The organism is Acidobacteriota bacterium (assembly GCA_009861545.1).
In the GTDB taxonomy this organism is placed as follows: Bacteria; Acidobacteriota; Vicinamibacteria; order Vicinamibacterales; family UBA8438; genus WTFV01.
Map to the genome: position 1 here is coordinate 22,227 of VXME01000151.1, position 14,916 is coordinate 37,142.

The 14,916-nt window shown below is 71.2% G+C and carries 15 protein-coding genes; 13 read left to right on the forward strand and 2 right to left on the reverse strand.

Annotated features, from left to right (window positions below; all coding sequences use genetic code 11):
• Window positions 1-2: 2 nt before the first annotated feature.
• On the reverse strand, window positions 3-737 hold the full coding sequence (locus tag F4X11_23500; GenBank protein ID MYN67953.1) for a hypothetical protein: 735 nt from the start codon (window positions 735-737) through the stop codon (window positions 3-5).
• 212 nt (window positions 738-949) lie between these two features.
• On the opposite strand from F4X11_23500, the gene F4X11_23505 reads away from it, so the two are divergent.
• The 13 genes from F4X11_23505 (at window position 950) to F4X11_23565 (ending at window position 13,694) form a co-directional block, all read left to right on the forward strand.
• Complete coding sequence (locus F4X11_23505) at window positions 950-1,546, forward strand: arginine decarboxylase, pyruvoyl-dependent (protein ID MYN67954.1); 597 nt, start codon at window positions 950-952, stop codon at window positions 1,544-1,546.
• A gap of 112 nt (window positions 1,547-1,658) precedes the next feature.
• On the forward strand, window positions 1,659-3,404 hold the full coding sequence (gene pilB, locus F4X11_23510) for a type IV-A pilus assembly ATPase PilB (GenBank protein MYN67955.1): 1,746 nt from the start codon (window positions 1,659-1,661) through the stop codon (window positions 3,402-3,404).
• A complete protein-coding gene (locus tag F4X11_23515) occupies window positions 3,401-4,519 on the forward strand; it encodes a type IV pilus twitching motility protein PilT (protein MYN67956.1) in 1,119 nt (372 codons plus the stop codon). The genes pilB and F4X11_23515 overlap by 4 nt, the downstream gene beginning before the upstream one ends.
• A complete protein-coding gene (locus tag F4X11_23520) occupies window positions 4,516-5,733 on the forward strand; it encodes a type II secretion system F family protein (GenBank protein ID MYN67957.1) in 1,218 nt (405 codons plus the stop codon). The genes F4X11_23515 and F4X11_23520 overlap by 4 nt, the downstream gene beginning before the upstream one ends.
• The gene (locus F4X11_23525; protein MYN67958.1) at window positions 5,730-6,308 is read left to right on the forward strand and encodes a prepilin-type N-terminal cleavage/methylation domain-containing protein; all 579 of its coding nucleotides are present in this window, start codon (window positions 5,730-5,732) and stop codon (window positions 6,306-6,308) included. Before F4X11_23520 ends, F4X11_23525 begins: the two co-directional genes overlap by 4 nt.
• Before the next feature lie 150 nt (window positions 6,309-6,458).
• Window positions 6,459-7,724 carry a thioredoxin domain-containing protein gene (locus tag F4X11_23530; GenBank protein ID MYN67959.1) on the forward strand — a complete coding sequence of 422 codons (1,266 nt, stop codon included), beginning with the start codon at window positions 6,459-6,461 and terminating at the stop codon, window positions 7,722-7,724.
• Window positions 7,725-7,758: 34 nt separating this feature from the next.
• On the forward strand, window positions 7,759-8,727 hold the full coding sequence (locus F4X11_23535) for an ABC transporter ATP-binding protein (GenBank protein ID MYN67960.1): 969 nt from the start codon (window positions 7,759-7,761) through the stop codon (window positions 8,725-8,727).
• Window positions 8,718-9,527, forward strand: a complete 810-nt coding sequence (locus tag F4X11_23540) for an ABC transporter permease (protein ID MYN67961.1) — start codon at window positions 8,718-8,720, stop codon at window positions 9,525-9,527. Before F4X11_23535 ends, F4X11_23540 begins: the two co-directional genes overlap by 10 nt.
• The gene (locus F4X11_23545) at window positions 9,524-10,480 is read left to right on the forward strand and encodes a hypothetical protein (GenBank protein ID MYN67962.1); all 957 of its coding nucleotides are present in this window, start codon (window positions 9,524-9,526) and stop codon (window positions 10,478-10,480) included. Before F4X11_23540 ends, F4X11_23545 begins: the two co-directional genes overlap by 4 nt.
• Window positions 10,477-11,277, forward strand: coding sequence for a prepilin peptidase (locus F4X11_23550; protein MYN67963.1), 801 nt, complete (start codon window positions 10,477-10,479; stop codon window positions 11,275-11,277). Before F4X11_23545 ends, F4X11_23550 begins: the two co-directional genes overlap by 4 nt.
• Window positions 11,278-11,466: 189 nt before the next feature.
• Window positions 11,467-12,012 carry a hypothetical protein gene (locus F4X11_23555; GenBank protein ID MYN67964.1) on the forward strand — a complete coding sequence of 182 codons (546 nt, stop codon included), beginning with the start codon at window positions 11,467-11,469 and terminating at the stop codon, window positions 12,010-12,012.
• 9 nt (window positions 12,013-12,021) lie between these two features.
• Window positions 12,022-13,026, forward strand: coding sequence for a hypothetical protein (locus F4X11_23560; GenBank protein ID MYN67965.1), 1,005 nt, complete (start codon window positions 12,022-12,024; stop codon window positions 13,024-13,026).
• Between the two features lie 50 nt (window positions 13,027-13,076).
• Entirely contained in the window at window positions 13,077-13,694 is a 618-nt protein-coding gene (locus F4X11_23565) for a hypothetical protein (protein MYN67966.1), read from the forward strand.
• A gap of 66 nt (window positions 13,695-13,760) precedes the next feature.
• Here F4X11_23565 and aroB read toward each other — a convergent pair whose 3' ends face one another.
• Window positions 13,761-14,846, reverse strand: a complete 1,086-nt coding sequence (aroB, locus tag F4X11_23570; protein MYN67967.1) for a 3-dehydroquinate synthase — start codon at window positions 14,844-14,846, stop codon at window positions 13,761-13,763.
• Between the last annotated feature and the right edge of the window lie 70 nt (window positions 14,847-14,916).

Genomic DNA, 14,916 nt, shown 5'->3' on the forward strand with positions numbered 1-14,916 from the left:
GTTCAGAAACCGAGGTTCGTGCGCAGCACGGCGATGATCAGGATGATGCCGGCGTAGACGCCGAACAGGGTGGTGGCGATCGGAGCGGTGCGGCGCTTCCAGGCGACGGCCAGGCCGATCGACAGGAGCATGATCCACCACACGTTGACGAGATCGAGGGTGCTGAGCAGCTTGTAGGCGAACGCATCCTCGTCGAGCATGGGTGCGAAGGCCGCCAGCGTGGTGGGTGACGTAATCGCCTCGCGCGCGTAGTTGAGCGGGACGGCGAAGAGCTGCTGCACCAGGAACACCAGGCCGGCGTGAGCGACGACGGAGAAGACCTGCCCGAAGCTGGCTCCCCCGCCCAGCAGGCCGTGGCCGACGCCGTGCAGGATGCCGGCCAGGACCACGCAGAAGATCGGCACGCCGACCAGCAGGAAGCCGAACGAGGAGTACGCCGCGAACCGGACGCCGTCCTCCATCTCGGCTCGCACCTCGTCGGTCACCGTGGCCCCGAAGGATTCCATCGAGGAGATCTGCTGGTCGAGCAGGGCCCGTTGCGCGAAGTCGGTGGACAGGAGCAGGCTGCTCAGCACCGCCGCGCCGCCGACGCTCAGCGCCAGGACCCCGATCCAGCGCGGGTCGGCCATCACGCGCTCGAACGTCTCGCGCGGCGACGTGAGGATACCGACGACGCGGGCGCTCAGGCCGAGGCGCTCGACCGGCGGCTCGACGTCCAACCCGTTCGGGCCCTGCATGATCTCTCCATTCTAGCGCCTGCTTCGGGTCATCCGCCGCGGATGCCGCGGCGCCGACCGCGTCGGGGTCTGTGCCCCGCGGGGCGCTTGCCGCCGGCCCGGACGACGTTGAGCCCGCCCGGGGTTGCGCGCCTGCACTCGTTTGATACGTCGCCGCGGGCCGGAAGTTCATCGTTTCGGGAGCCTTGACAGCGCGTGGTCCGTACCATAGGATGCGTCGCTCGCGACGGGACGGTGGAGCAAGATCCGGATTCCCTGTGCTTGGTTTCGTTCCCAGTGAGCTCTTTTTCACGAAGGGCGTCGGCACGCACCGCGAGAAGCTGACGTCGTTCGAGCTGGCGTTGCGGTCGGCCGGCATAGCGGCCTGCAACGTCGTGCGCGTCTCCAGCATCTTCCCGCCCGGCTGCCGCATTCTCCCGCGCGGGGAGGGCATCGAGCGGTTGAAGCCCGGGCAGGTGACCTTCGTGGTCATGTCCGAGGCGGCCACGAAGGAGCCCCACCGCCTCATCGCCGCGACGGTCGGCGTCGCCATCCCCCGCGACCCCAGCCTGTACGGCTATCTCTCCGAGCACCACAGCTTCGGCGAGGACGAGGAGACCGCCGGCGACTACGCCGAGGATCTCGCCGCTGAAATGCTGGCCACCACCCTCGGGCTGAAGTTCGATCCCGAGAAGAGCTGGGACGAGAACAAGGAAGTCTGGCGCCTGTCGAACCAGATCGTCCGGACCCAGCACGTCACGCAGACCGCCGTGGGCGATCGCGACGGCTTGTGGACGACGGTGGTGGCCGCCGCCGTCATGGTCGGCTGATTTCCCGCTGCCGTTCGTCCGGCGCTCCGCCCGGCTTGACACCGGCCGGCGGCGCGCTACAATGGAGTTACCCCCTGCTCACCTTCGAATCCCGGGAAGTAACGGTTTCCCGGTGTCTGTTCGACTAGGCGAACTACTGCTCGAGAAGCGGCGCATCACGTCCGCGCAACTGCAGGAAGCGCGGGCGTACAAGGACGCCAACGGGGGCGATCTGGCCAGCGCCCTGACCCGCCTGGGGCTCGTCCCGGCCGACGAGATCGCCGCGCTGCGCGGTGCGCAGTACGGCGTGCGATCGGTCGATCTCTCCGGGTTCGAAATCGAGCCCGCCGTTCTCGATCTCATACCCGCCGACACGGCGCGCGAGCACGGAATCGTGCCGTTGCGGCGCTCCGGGGCAAACCTGACGGTCGCGATCACGGATCCGCGCAACGTCGCCGTGCTCGACGAGGTCCGGTTCAGGACCGGCTGCGCCGTCGAGCCGCTGCTGGCGTCGGAGGCCGCGGTCGCCGAGGCCATCGCCCGCTACTACGATGCGCCCCCGGACACGTCCGGGGCGGACCGCGGCGAAAGCACGCTCGACGTCGCGGTGCGGGAGCTCGACCGGTTGTCCGGCGGCGCGGACGACCCGCGGGCCGGCGGCGGCGCGCAGGAGATCGATCTGGTCCCGGGTGACGATGCACGCGGGCAGGCGCCGGTGGTGAAGCTGGTCAACGCGATCCTGGCGTCCGCCGTCCAGCGGGGCGCCAGCGACGTGCACGTCGAGCCGTACGAGAAGGAGTTCCGGATCCGGTTCCGCGTCGATGGCGTCCTGCACCCGGTGATGACGCCGCCGATGCGGATGCGCGACGCCGTCACCTCGCGTCTCAAGGTGATGGCGAAGCTCGACATCGCCGAGCGGCGGGTGCCGCAGGACGGGCGGGTCCGGGTCCGGTGCCGGGATGGCGGCTCGACGAAGGCGATCGATTTGCGCGTCTCCTGCCTGCCGACGCTCTTCGGCGAGAAGATCGTCCTGCGGCTGCTCGACAAGTCGCATCTCGTGCTCGACATGACGAAGCTCGGTTTCGAAGAGGCGCCGCTCCGGCGTTTCACGGCTAACATCCGCAGGCCGTGGGGCATGGTGCTGGTGACCGGCCCGACCGGCAGCGGCAAGACCAGCACGCTGTATTCCTCGCTCGCGCAGCTCAACAATCCGGACACCAACATCGTGACCGCCGAGGATCCGGTGGAGTTCAATCTTGACGGCGTCAACCAGGTTCAGATTCGCGAAGCGATCGGCCTCAGCTTCGCGGCCGCCCTCCGCGCCTTCCTCCGGCAGGACCCGAATGTCATCCTCGTCGGCGAGATCCGGGACGTCGAGACGGCGGAGATCGCCGTGAAGGCGGCGCTGACGGGCCACCTGGTGTTGTCGACCCTGCACACCAACGACGCGCCGAGCGCCGTCAGCCGGCTCCTGAACATGGGGGTCGAGCCCTTTCTGATCGCCGGCTCGGTGAATCTGATCTGTGCCCAGCGACTCGTCCGGCGCCTGTGCCGGGGCTGCGCGGCCCCGGCCGCGGCGAGTCCGGCGTCGCTCCGGGAACTTGGGTTCAGCGAGGCGAGGGCCCGCACGGTGGCGCCGAGGGAGGGGCGCGGGTGCGAGGCGTGCAACGGCACCGGCTACCGGGGACGGGTCGGTCTGTACGAGGTGCTGGAAGTGACCGAACCGTTGCGCGAGAGGATTCTTGCGGGGGGAGCCGCTCGCGCGCTGCGGCGGGCGGCAATCGACGAGGGGATGCTCACTCTGCGCGAGAGCGGGCTGTGCAAGATCGCCGAGGGAGTCACCTCGGTCGACGAAGTGGTCCGGGAGACCGTCCGATGACCGCCCCGTCGACCCTGTCGGAGCTGCTCGCCCGCACGGTCGAGCGCGGCGGGTCGGATCTGCACGTGACCGTGGGCACCCCGCCGCAGATCCGGGTGCACGGCGCCCTGGAGCCGCAGTCGGATCTCCAGCCCCTGACGCCTGCGGACGCCAGACGGCTGATCTACGAGGCACTGACCTCGGCGCAACGCCAACGCTTCGAGGAGACGCTCGAGCTCGACGTGTCGTTCGGGATCGAGGGCGTGGCCCGGGTGCGTGCCAACGTCTTCAGCCAGCGGGGCGCGCCGGCGGCGGTCTACCGACTCATTGCGGAGACGATCCCGGAGCTCGACCGGCTCGGGCTGCCTCCCGTCGTGGCGGACCTGGTCGCTCGGCCGCACGGCCTGGTGCTGGTGACCGGCCCGACCGGCAGCGGCAAGAGCACGACGCTCGCGGCGCTCATCGACCGCATCAACGCCGAGCGGCGGGGCCACATCCTGACGATAGAGGACCCCATCGAGTACATCCATTCGCACCGGCGCTCGATCGTCAACCAGCGCGAGGTGCACGGCGACACGGCCGGTTTCGCGCAGGCGTTGCGGGCGGCGCTGCGCGAGGATCCCGACGTCGTGCTCATCGGCGAGATGCGCGACCTGGAAACGACCGAGGCGGCGCTGCGGCTTGCCGAGACCGGTCACCTGACCCTCGCGACCCTGCATACGAGCTCCGCGGTGCACGCCATCGGCCGTGTGATCGACCTTTTTCCCGCGCATCAGCAGCCGCAGGTGCGCACGCAGCTTTCGCTGGTGCTCGAGGGAGTCGTCTGCCAGGCTCTGGTGCCGGTCGCGGGCGGCCCGGGGCGCGTTTGCGCCGTCGAGGTGCTGGTCGCCACGCCGGCGATCCGCAACCTGATCCGCGAGGACAAGGCGCATCTGATCTACGCCGCGATGCAGGCCGGTCAGAGGCAGCGCGGCATGCAGACGATGACGCAGGCGCTCGCGGCGCTCCATCGGCAGGGGCGCATCACGCGGGAGCAGGCGCTCGACCACGCGGCGAATCGCGAGGAGCTCGAGGTCCTGATGGCGCGCCGACGGGATGAGCGGGGCCGGCCGTCGCCGGGAGGGGCGTCCGGATGAGCGCCACCTTCGCCTTCGCCGGCCGTACCCTGGAGGGAGCGCGCGTCAGCGGGGAACGGCGCGCCGCATCCGCTGCGGACGCGGTCGCCGCGCTCCGACGCGAGCGGGTCCTGGTGACGACGATCGGCCCGGCCCGCCGGAGCACTCCCGCGGCGGGGTGGATCCGGCGCCGGAAAGCGGTGTCGGCGCGCAGCCTCGCAGTGTTCACCCGGCAGTTCGCGGTGATGATAGGGGCCGGACTGCCCCTGGTGCAGTGTCTGGAAATGCTCGGCGAACAGGAGGAGGACCGCGAGTTCGCCGCGACGATCCGCGCGGTGCGGGCCGAGGTGGAGGACGGCTCGACGCTGGCCGACGCGCTGCGTGCGCATCCTCGATCGTTCGACCGCCTCTACGTCGGCATGGTCGCGACGGCGGAGGCCGGCGGCGTACTCGATACGATTCTCGACCGTCTGGCGGTGCAGATCGAGAAGCACGTCGCGCTCCGCGGGCAGGTGCGCTCCGCGATGATGTACCCGGTGGCGGTGCTGGCGATCGCCGCGGTGGTCGTGGGAGTGATTCTCTGGAAGGTGATTCCCACCTTCGCGGCGCTGTTCGAGGGGCTGGGCGCCGTGCTGCCGCTGCCGACGCGCCTCGTGATCGCGGCGAGCGATTCGCTGGCGACGTTCGTGCCGCTGCTCGGTTTCGGTGCGGCGGGTGCGGCGCTGGCGTTTCGTCGCTACTATTCGACGGCGGGCGGCCGGCTGGCCGTCGACCGGGTCGTGATGCGGCTGCCGGCGATAGGTGGGATCGTGCGCCGCAACGCGGTCGCCCGATTCTGCCGCACCCTGTCGGCGTTGGTCGGCGCCGGCGTGCCGATTCTCGAAAGTCTGGAGATCACCGCCGGGACGGCCGGCAACGCCGCGGTGGAGGAAGCCGTCCTGGCGACCCGGGCGGCTGTGGAACGCGGCGAGTCGCTCGCGGCGCCCTTGCGCGACACCGAGGTGTTTCCCGCGCTGGTGGCGCAGATGATCAACGTCGGAGAGACCACCGGCGCCCTGGACACGATGCTGGGGAAGGTGGCCGACTTCTACGAGGAGGAGGTCGACCGGGCCGTGGCCGGAATGACGGCGTTGCTGGAACCGGTCACGGTGGCGGTGCTGGGAATCGTCGTCGGGGGCATCGTGGTGGCCATGTACCTGCCCGTGTTCGACCTGATTGGGCGACTGGCGGGATGAGACGTGCAAGACAAGAAGAAGCGGAAGGAGACTGGACGATGAGACGGGTGCTGAAGAAGCAGGAAGGGTTCACGCTGATCGAGCTGCTGATCGTCGTGGCGATTATCGGGATCATCGCCGCCATCGCCGCGCCGGGGCTGTTGCGGGCGCGGATGGCCGGCAACGAGGCGTCGGCGATCGGATCGCTGCGGGCGATCAACAGCGCCCAGGCGACCTACGCGGCGAGCTGCGGCAGCGGCTTCTATGCGCCGACCCTGGTCAGCCTGGCGACCCCGCCGACCGTCGGCGGGGGCGGGGACGGGTTCATCGGCACGGATCTGGGCGCCGATCCGTCGATCAAGAGCAGCTACACGATCACGATGACCGGCGGGACCGCAGCGACCGGTGCGCCGGCGTCGTGCAACGGTGTGGCCGCCGGCGGTGTGGTCGCCACCTATTTCGTGGGGGCCGATCCGAATCCGGGGGGCGGAACGCGCTTTTTCGGGACGAACCAGGGAGCGACCATCTATCAGGCGACGGCCACCCTGCCCGTGACGCAGACCGGCGCCCCGGCCGGCGCCGCGCCCATACAGTAGATCCGTCTTGACGGCGGCGCGAGATGTCATTACAAGGGACGGGACCAGTGCGGCGGGATCGGGAGTTTCGCTCGCGCGGAGCTTCCGCGGCGCGGATTCCTGTCGCATCGCCGGAACGGGACGCGTAACGCGGAAGAGGGTGGAGTGACGATGACCAGACGGACGCGAATGTGGATGACGATACTTGCATGCGCCGGTCTTCTGGCTGCCGCCGCCTCCACCTACGTGCATGTGCGGATGCTCGGCGACCCGACCTACGCCAGCTTCTGTGACATCAACGCCAGCGTGAGCTGCACGCAGGTGTACCAGAGCCGCTACGGCAGCGTGCTCGGCGTGCCGGTGGCTCTGGGCGGCGTCATCTGGTTCGCCGCGGTTCTGCTGCTGACGTATGCCGGGGCGCGGGCGCCCCGCGCAGCGGCGCCGAACGTCGCCGGCTACCTGCTGCTGTGGTCCACCGTCGGCCTCGCGGTCGCGATGTACATGGCCTACGCCTCGTTCTTCGTGCTGGGCACGATCTGCCTGCTGTGCGTCGTCGTCTACGTGGCGGTCGTCGGCATCTTCATCCTGTCCGGCGGGGAGGAGGCGACGCCGGCCCGGCGCCTTCCGGCCGCGGCGCTGAGCGACCTGCGCGCACTCGCGCGGGAGCCGGTCGGGATGGCGCTGCTGGTGGTGTTCCTGGTCGGCTCGGTCGGCTCGGCAGGTTGGTTCACCTTGCCGCAGCCCGCTCCGGCGCCGGCGGTGGCGGCGGAATCGGCGGCGCCGCCCCCGGCGCCGGTGACCGGCGACCTGCGGAGCGAGTTCGAGCGCTACTGGGAGGCGGAGCCGCGCGTGGATCTGGCCCTGCCCGCGTCCGCCGACACCGCGGGCGTCGCGGTGATCGTGGTCAAGTTCAACGATTACCAGTGTCCGGCGTGCGCCAACGCCCATCGCGCCTACGCGCCGATCTTCGCCAAGTACGCGTCTTCGCACCCCGGCCGGGTGCGGCAGGTGACCCTGGACTACCCACTCGATCCCGCGTGCAACGAACAGGCGCCGCGGGGCCAGCACCACGGCGCGTGCGCGGGGGCCGTCGCCGTGCGGCTCGCAGCGGGGTTGGGCGACGACGTGCGGGTGGAGATGGAGGAGTGGCTGTACGCCAACCAACCGGGCCTGGACCGCGAAGCGGTCGTGGAGGCCCTTGCCGACGTGGCGGGCATCGATCGTGCGCGCTACGACGCGGCCTACGACGAGACCGTCCTCGCGGTGCAGGGCGACATCGCGCTTGGCAACGACCTGCCGGTGGAGGCTACCCCCACTTACGTCATCAACGGCGTCGTCATCAAGGGGACGCTCGCCCCGCGGTACTTCGACGCGGCCATCGCCTACGAGCTGGAGCACGCCGGGGGCGAGCGGGGGGACGAGGAGCCTGCGCCGTAGAACGGGACGCGGCGAGTTCTGCGGCGGGCAGCGAATCATGTCGGCGGTTCGGCTCCGCGAGCTCTCGAAGACCTTCCACACGGGGTTCTGGCGAACCCGGGTTCATCGCGCCCTCGACGCGGTGTCGCTGGATGTCCCGCGCGGCGCGGTGCTCGGCTACCTGGGACCGAACGGCGCCGGCAAGACGACGACGCTGAGACTGCTGATGCAACTCGTGCATCCGACGTCCGGCGGCGCCGAAATCCTGGGCCGGCCGGTCGGCGACGTGGGCGTTCGGCGGCGCGTCGGGTTCCTGCCCGAGGCCGTGCGCTTTCACGACACCTGCACGGCCGAGGAGTTTCTGGAGTACGTCGGGGGTTTGTTCGGCTACCCGGCCGCCGAGCGCCGCCGGCGCGCGGCACGCGGGCTCGATCGGGTCGGCATCGGAGCCGAGCGCCGGCGGCGGCTGCGAACGTATTCGAGGGGCATGTTGCAGCGCGTCGGGATCGCACAGGCACTGCTCAACGATCCGGAGGTCGTCTTTCTGGACGAGCCGATGACGGGCCTCGACCCGCTCGGGCGCCGCGAGGTGCGGGATCTGGTCCTCGCGCTGCGGAAAGAGGGGCGGACGGTGTTCTTCAGTTCGCATATCCTGAACGACGCCGAGGCGGTCTGCAGTCATGTCGCCATCCTGCACCGGGGACGATTGGCCGCTGCCGGCCGCGTCGGGGAACTCGATCTGCGCGTTCGGAGCTGGGAGCTGGTCGCGGCCGGGCCCGGTGAGTCCGTGCAGGAAGTATGCGGCGCCCCCGGGCGGCGGGTCACCCGCATCGCGGACGGCCGCTATGCGCTCGAACTGCCCGTCGAGCCCGCTCCGGAATCGCTGGTGGCCGAGCTGGCGCAGCGGGGCGTCCGGATCATCTCGCTCCATCCGCGGCGCGAGACGCTGGAAGACTTCTTTCTCAGGCGGGTGGCGGAAGCAGCGGCAGCGGCGATCGCCGACGACGAGGCCGAATGCGCGTGATCTGCGCGATCGCCCGCCAGGTCCTGCGGGACGCGGTACGCAACAGAGTGGTCCATGCAGCGATGCTGCTCGCTCTCGGACTGGCCGTCGCGGCGCCGATTGCCGGCCGGCTCACCCCGGGGCAGGACGTGAAGGTGGTCAAGGACCTCGGCCTGGCCGCGTGCAACCTCTGCGGTCTCTTCGTCGTCGTATTCCTCGGTATCCGCCTCGTCGCGCGCGAAGTCGAGCAGCGCACCGTGGATACCCTGCTCTCGAAGCCGATTCGGCGCTACGAGTTCGTCCTCGGGCAGTACTGCGGACTCGCGGCGACGCTGGCCCTGGCCCTGACCGTGATGACGGTTGCCCTGTACGTCGTGCTCGGCGCCGCCGCGTGGTGGCGAGGAGTCCCGCCATTCGCCCCGGTCGCGCCCGTACCCGTTGCCGACCCGGCTCTGCTGAAGGCGGTTCTCCTCATCTTCGTGCAGCTTGCGGTCGTCGGGGCCGCGGCCTTCTGTCTCTCGACGTTCTCGAGTCCCGTGCTCGCCGCGGTGTCGACCTGCGGGCTCTATGTCGCCGGGCACTTCGGTGCGGAGCTGCGAAACCTCGACGAGGTCGTCGATTCGCGGCTCGTGACGTCGTTCGCCGCCGGGCTGTCCTATGTCCTGCCGGATCTCGCGGCATTCGACGTCAAGGCCGCGGTCGTCCACGGGCAGCCGGTGACGGCCGGGTACATGGCGCTGACCGCGGCTTCCGGCGCCGCCTACATCCTGGCGTTCCTGGTTCCGGCGCTGGCGATCTTCACGAGGCGCGACCTGCTGTGAGCAGACTGCGCGGAGGCGTTCTCGAGCGTGGCGGCGCGGGTTCGCCCTGGTGGGGTCGTACCGACGCGGCCGTCGTCGCAACCGTACTGCTCGTCATGTTCGGAGCCGCGCTGCAGGTGGCGCGCGACCGCGAGACCGTGGCCGGTCCGGCCCCGCCCGGCGTCCGGTCCGTGCCGCCGGCCGAGCTCGTGCAGCGGGCCGCGTTGTCGTTCGAGGCGGTTCTGGCCGATCTCTACTGGATTCGCGCCGTGCAGCACTACGGGCGGACCAGGCTGTCCGGAGGCGCGGCGCGCGACTACGCTCTGCTGCACCCGCTGCTGGACGTCGCGACCACCCTCGACCCGCGGTTCGACGCGGTGTACCGGTTGGGCGCGGTGTTTCTGGCCGAGCCCCCGCCGGGCGGCGCCGGACGCCCCGATCTGGCCGTCGCGCTGCTGCGGAAGGGACTCGCAAGCGTTCCGGATCGCTGGCAGTACCTGCAGGACATCGGCTTCATTCACTACTGGTGGCTGCGGGACCGCGGTGAGGCCGCGCGGTGGTTTCAACGCGCTGCGGACATGCCGGGAGCGCCCTGGTGGCTCCGGTTCCTGGCCGCGACGGCGATGACCGAGGGAGGCGACCGCGCCGGCGCGCGAGCGTTGTGGCGGCTCGTGCGCGACGCGGCGGGGGATTCCTGGATGCGCGGGGAGGCGGCCCGACGCCTCATGCAGATCGAGGCGCTGGACGCATTGGATGGCTACCAGCGGACCGTCGACCGCTTCCGCGAACGGACGGGGAGGGCGCCCCGGTCGTGGCGGGACCTCGTGGCGGCCGGCGATCTGTCCGCCGTTCCGGTGGATCCCGCCGGAACGGCCTACGAGTTGACGCCGTTCGGCGCCGTCGCGCTGTCCCCCCGGTCGGTGTTGAATCCACTGCCCGCCGGCGGCGCGCTCCCGGTGCGGCCGGCAGGATGACCAATCCGCTCGCCGGGTTGCTCATCGCACTGTGCGGGCTGGCCGTCGGGAGCTTCCTCAACGTGTGCATTCACCGGCTGCCGCGCGGAGCGTCGGTGGTCGCCCCGTCGTCTCGCTGCCCCGCGTGCGGTGTGCCCATTCGCTGGTTCGACAACGTACCCGTGCTCGGGTATCTCGTGCTGCGCGGCCGGTGCCGCGCCTGCCACGCGCCGATCGATCCGCTGTACCCGCTCGTCGAGATCGCGACCGCGGTTCTCTTCCTGGCGCAGCACGAGGCCCTCGGGCTCCAGCCGCTGCTGGCGCCGCGCCTGCTGTTCACGGCGGCCATGATCGTCCTGTTCGTCGTGGACCTGCGGCACCAGGTGCTGCCGAATGTCATCACGCTGCCCGGCATCGTCGGCGGCCTGCTCTGTTCGATCTTCCTGGAGCCGGGCTGGATCGATGCGTTGCTGGGGGCGCTCGGCGGCGGCGGCGCCCTGCTGGCTATCGCACTGGGCTACTTCCTCGTCCGCGGCCGCGAGGGGCTGGGCCTGGGGGACGTCAAGATGCTTGCCATGATCGGCGCGTTTCTGGGGTGGCCGCTGGCGTTCGTGACTCTGGCGTGGGCGTCGCTGCTCGGCGCGACCGTCGGCATCGGCATGCTGCGGTTCAGCGGGTTCGGCTGGCAGCATCCCTTGCCGCTGGGGTCTTTCCTGGCGCTCGCGGCGGTGGCCGCGTCACTGGTCGGCGCGCGGTTCCTCGACTGGTACCTCGGCGCGTCAGGGCGCCTGCTGAACCAGCTCGTCGGCGCCCCGTGAGCCTCCCGCCAAGGGCGTTGGTTGCGGTCCGGGTGCCGGAAACGCCGGGTTCGGCGCGCCGCCGTGCGGCGCGGGCAGATTCTGCGGCGTGCCGTTCCGGTCGGGCGTGCCGTATCCGCCAACTCGGACGCGGTCGCTCCGAATCCGCGGGCGGACGCCGCTGGCAAGCGGTTTGCTTACCTCCGGGCCGTGACCCGATCCGCGGGCTACGCGCTCATTGAGACGCTGGTGGCGGCCGCCATCGTCGTGGCGGTCGCCGCAGGCGTGGCGCACGTCGCCGTGCTGACCGGAGCGGCGGTCCAGGCCAGCGGGGTCCAGGGCCGGGCGCTGTTCCTGGCGGTGCAGAAGATCGAACAGTTGCAGTCGCTCGTCTGGACCTTCGATGCCGACCTGCAGCCGGTCTCGGACGAGCGGACCAGCCTGGCCGTCGATCCTCCGGCGCCGGGCGGCCGGGGCCTGCAGGCGTCCGGCCCGGTCATCGGACCCGCGGCCGACGGTTACGTGGACTATCTGGACCGGGACGGCCGGTGGCTCGCTACGGGTTCGCAGCCGCCGGCGGGCACCGCGTTCGTCCGCCGCTGGTCGGTGACCCCGCTCGCCGCGCCGGGTTCCGATGCGCTGCTGCTGCAGGTCGTGGTAGTGGCCACCGGGTTGCGGGGGCCGTCGGCGACCCTCGATCCGCGGCCCAACGATCCGGGCGTGACGTGGCTGGCCACGGCGCGCGTCCGCCGCTGAGATCGGACCATGTTGATCGAGCTGCTCGTTTCCGTCGGCATCGTTCTGGGGTTGCTGGGGATAGTGTTCGCGCTGGTCGATCCGTCCGGTGGGGTGTTGGCCGTGCAGTCGCTGACGGCCGACGTGCATCAACGCCAGCGGACCACGCTGGGGGAGATTCACCGGCATCTTCTGCTGGCCGGGAGCGGTCCGCTGCCCGGGGCGAACGGCGCGGTCGCGCACCTGCGCCCCGCGGTTGCGCCGGCGCTGCGCGGTGCGGCGGTCGATTCGGCTCCGGGCGTGGATCGCGTTTCCGTGCTGTACGCCGTGCCCGGCGCATCGGGCGCCAGGCTCGCCGCCCCGCTCGCGGGCAGCCCCGCGGGTGTCCGGCTGCTGCCGGTCGCCGGATGCACGTTGCCGTGCGGGCTGACCGAACGGAGCGGCGGCCTGGCGGTCGTCTACGATGCGACCGGCCGTTCGGATCTGTATCGCGTAACCGAACTGGAGGGCGCCGACGCGGTTCTGGAGCGTCTCGCGGGCGGGGGCGGCTTCTATGGCGCCGGTTCGCTGATCGTGCCGGTCCTCGTGCGCGGGTACTACCACGATGCCGATGCGGAGCAGCTTCGCCTGCACAACGGGGCGGGCAGCGATCTGCCGGTCGTCGACGGGGTCGTCGACTTCGCCGTTCGCTATTTCGGCGTCGCGCAACCTACCCTGCCGCCGCCGGCCGGCCTCGCCGCGGTGACGGCGCCCTGTCTGGCGGCCGCCGCTGCGGCCGGAGCCCCCGCGTCCGGTGTCGGGGTGCTGAGTCCCGCCCTCCTCTCCGACGGCGCGTCGTGCGCCGCCGGCGGCACGCCTTTCGACGTCGATCTGTTCCGTATCCGGCGGGTGCGCGTCGAGGTGACGTTGCGCGTGGCGGACGCGGCCCGGCGACTCCCGGCAACCGGATCGCCCTTGACGCCGGTGCGCAATGCTGCTGTCCGCGATGTCGTCGCCGGCGTGGACGTCGCGCCCAGGAGCCTCGCCGGCTGGTAGACGGGGAGGCCATGGTCCGGGACGCGTGCCGCGCCGGCGGAGAACGGGGCATGGCCCTGATCGCGACGTTGATGGCCGCGTTGCTGCTCGTGGCCCTGGCCGGGGTGCTGGCGCCGCTGTCCATGATCGAGACCGCGGTGGGCGTCAACCACCGCCGCGCCGTGCAGGCGCTGTACGCGGCCGAAGCGGCGCTCGAGCTGGCGGTGGCGGAGCTCGGCTCCCTGCCGGATTGGAGCACGGCCCTGAACGGCTCCACGCGGTCGGCGTTCCGGGACGCCACTCTTGCTCCGGTCATGCCGGATGGTGCGCGCATCGACCTGGCCGCGATCTCGGCCGGATTGCGGACGGGTGGCGCCGGGGCGACTTCGGCCGGACGCGGGCTCGACTGGAGGCTGTTCGCGCACGGCCGCCTCGGCGCGTGGACACCCGTGCCCGCAGGCTACGGTCCCTGGCTCGTGGCGGTCTGGATTGCCGACGACGCGGCGGATCCGAACCCCGATGCCGGACTGGACGGCAACGACGCGATCGTCGCGCACGCGGCGGCGTTCGGGCCGCGCGGCGCGCGGCGGGCCGTTCAGGCGACGCTCGTCCGCCAGGCCGTGACACCGCCGCCGCCGGCGCCGATGCTGACGCGCGTGAGACTGGCGTCGTGGAGCGTCGTTCGGTGAAGGAAGCGCGCGACCTTACGGTCGCGTTGGGAGTTTGCTGGCGCGAAACTCCCTGCGCGCAAACTGTCAGGCGCGCGTGCCGATGGCGCGCAACGAGAGGGCGAACTCCTCGTCGGTGACGTCGTCGACGATCCGGGTGGCGCCGATGGCGGTCGGCAGCACTACGTGCAGGCGCCCGGCCCGGACCTTCTTGTCGCGCCGCATCGCCTCGACGAGCGCCTGCGCCGAGAGATCGTTGATGGAAGGCAGCGGTCCGAGACGGGCGACGAGGTCGGCGAGCGCCGACCGCTCCGCTTCCGCGAACACGCCGCGCCGGACACCGAGGTCGGCAACCGCGAGCATGCCGTAGGCGACGGCCTCGCCGTGCCGGAAGCGGCGGTACCGGGTGACCGCCTCGATGGCGTGGCCCGCCGTGTGCCCGAAGTTCAGGATGCGGCGCACGCCGCCCTCGCGTTCGTCCTCCGACACGACCCGCGCCTTGATGCGGCAGGAGTCCGCGATCACCGGGGCCAGCGCCGCCTGATCGCGCCGGACGATGGCGCGCAGGTCGCGCCCCACGCGCTCGAACAGGCCGCGGTCGGCGATCATCCCGTACTTGACCACCTCGTAGAGTCCGGCCCGGAACTCGCGCCGCGGGAGCGTGCCGAGCACCTCCGGATCGGCGAAGACCGCAAGCGGTTGGTGGAACGAGCCGATCAGGTTCTTGCCGAGCGCATGGTTGATGCCGACCTTGCCCCCGATCGAGCTGTCCACTTGCGCGAGCAGCGTGGTCGGGATGTGCACGAGCCCGACGCCGCGCAAATAGGTCGCCGCGGCAAAGCCGACTACATCCCCGATCACGCCGCCGCCTATCGCCACTATGGTGACGCTCCGGTCGGCCGCCATGCGAATCAGCGCGTCGTAGATCCTGGTGACGGTGAGCGCCGTCTTGGAACGCTCGCCGTCGGGCACCAGGAGGTGCTCCGCACCGCCGAGCGCCCGTTCGACGGCCGCGCCGTGCGCCTTCCACACCGTGGGGCTCGAGACGACGACACGCTGCGCGGTCACGCCCGCCTCGGCCAGCAGGACGTCGAGGCGGGCGAGCAGGCCGGCCTCCACGCGCACGGGGTACGCGCGCGAAGCAGTGGCGACCTGGATCACGGTGGGGGACATGCGCGCCGGTACAATAGCACCACCCGCGGCCGGGGCGGGGCGGCGGCGCGCCGCTCGCGCCACTTGGGAT

Excerpts from the sequence above, each read along its gene's own strand:
- F4X11_23525 (MYN67958.1), top strand. The coding sequence starts at position 5,730 with ATGAGACGTGCAAGACAAGAAGAAGCGGAAGGAGACTGGACGATGAGA.
- F4X11_23500 (MYN67953.1), bottom strand. The coding sequence starts at position 737 with ATGCAGGGCCCGAACGGGTTGGACGTCGAGCCGCCGGTCGAGCGCCTC.
- F4X11_23530 (MYN67959.1), top strand. The coding sequence starts at position 6,459 with ATGACCAGACGGACGCGAATGTGGATGACGATACTTGCATGCGCCGGT.
- F4X11_23515 (MYN67956.1), top strand. The coding sequence starts at position 3,401 with ATGACCGCCCCGTCGACCCTGTCGGAGCTGCTCGCCCGCACGGTCGAG.
- F4X11_23560 (MYN67965.1), top strand. The coding sequence starts at position 12,022 with ATGTTGATCGAGCTGCTCGTTTCCGTCGGCATCGTTCTGGGGTTGCTG.
- aroB (MYN67967.1), bottom strand. The coding sequence starts at position 14,846 with ATGTCCCCCACCGTGATCCAGGTCGCCACTGCTTCGCGCGCGTACCCC.
- F4X11_23550 (MYN67963.1), top strand. The coding sequence starts at position 10,477 with ATGACCAATCCGCTCGCCGGGTTGCTCATCGCACTGTGCGGGCTGGCC.
- F4X11_23520 (MYN67957.1), top strand. The coding sequence starts at position 4,516 with ATGAGCGCCACCTTCGCCTTCGCCGGCCGTACCCTGGAGGGAGCGCGC.
- F4X11_23540 (MYN67961.1), top strand. The coding sequence starts at position 8,718 with ATGCGCGTGATCTGCGCGATCGCCCGCCAGGTCCTGCGGGACGCGGTA.
- F4X11_23505 (MYN67954.1), top strand. The coding sequence starts at position 950 with ATGCGTCGCTCGCGACGGGACGGTGGAGCAAGATCCGGATTCCCTGTG.
- F4X11_23565 (MYN67966.1), top strand. The coding sequence starts at position 13,077 with ATGGCCCTGATCGCGACGTTGATGGCCGCGTTGCTGCTCGTGGCCCTG.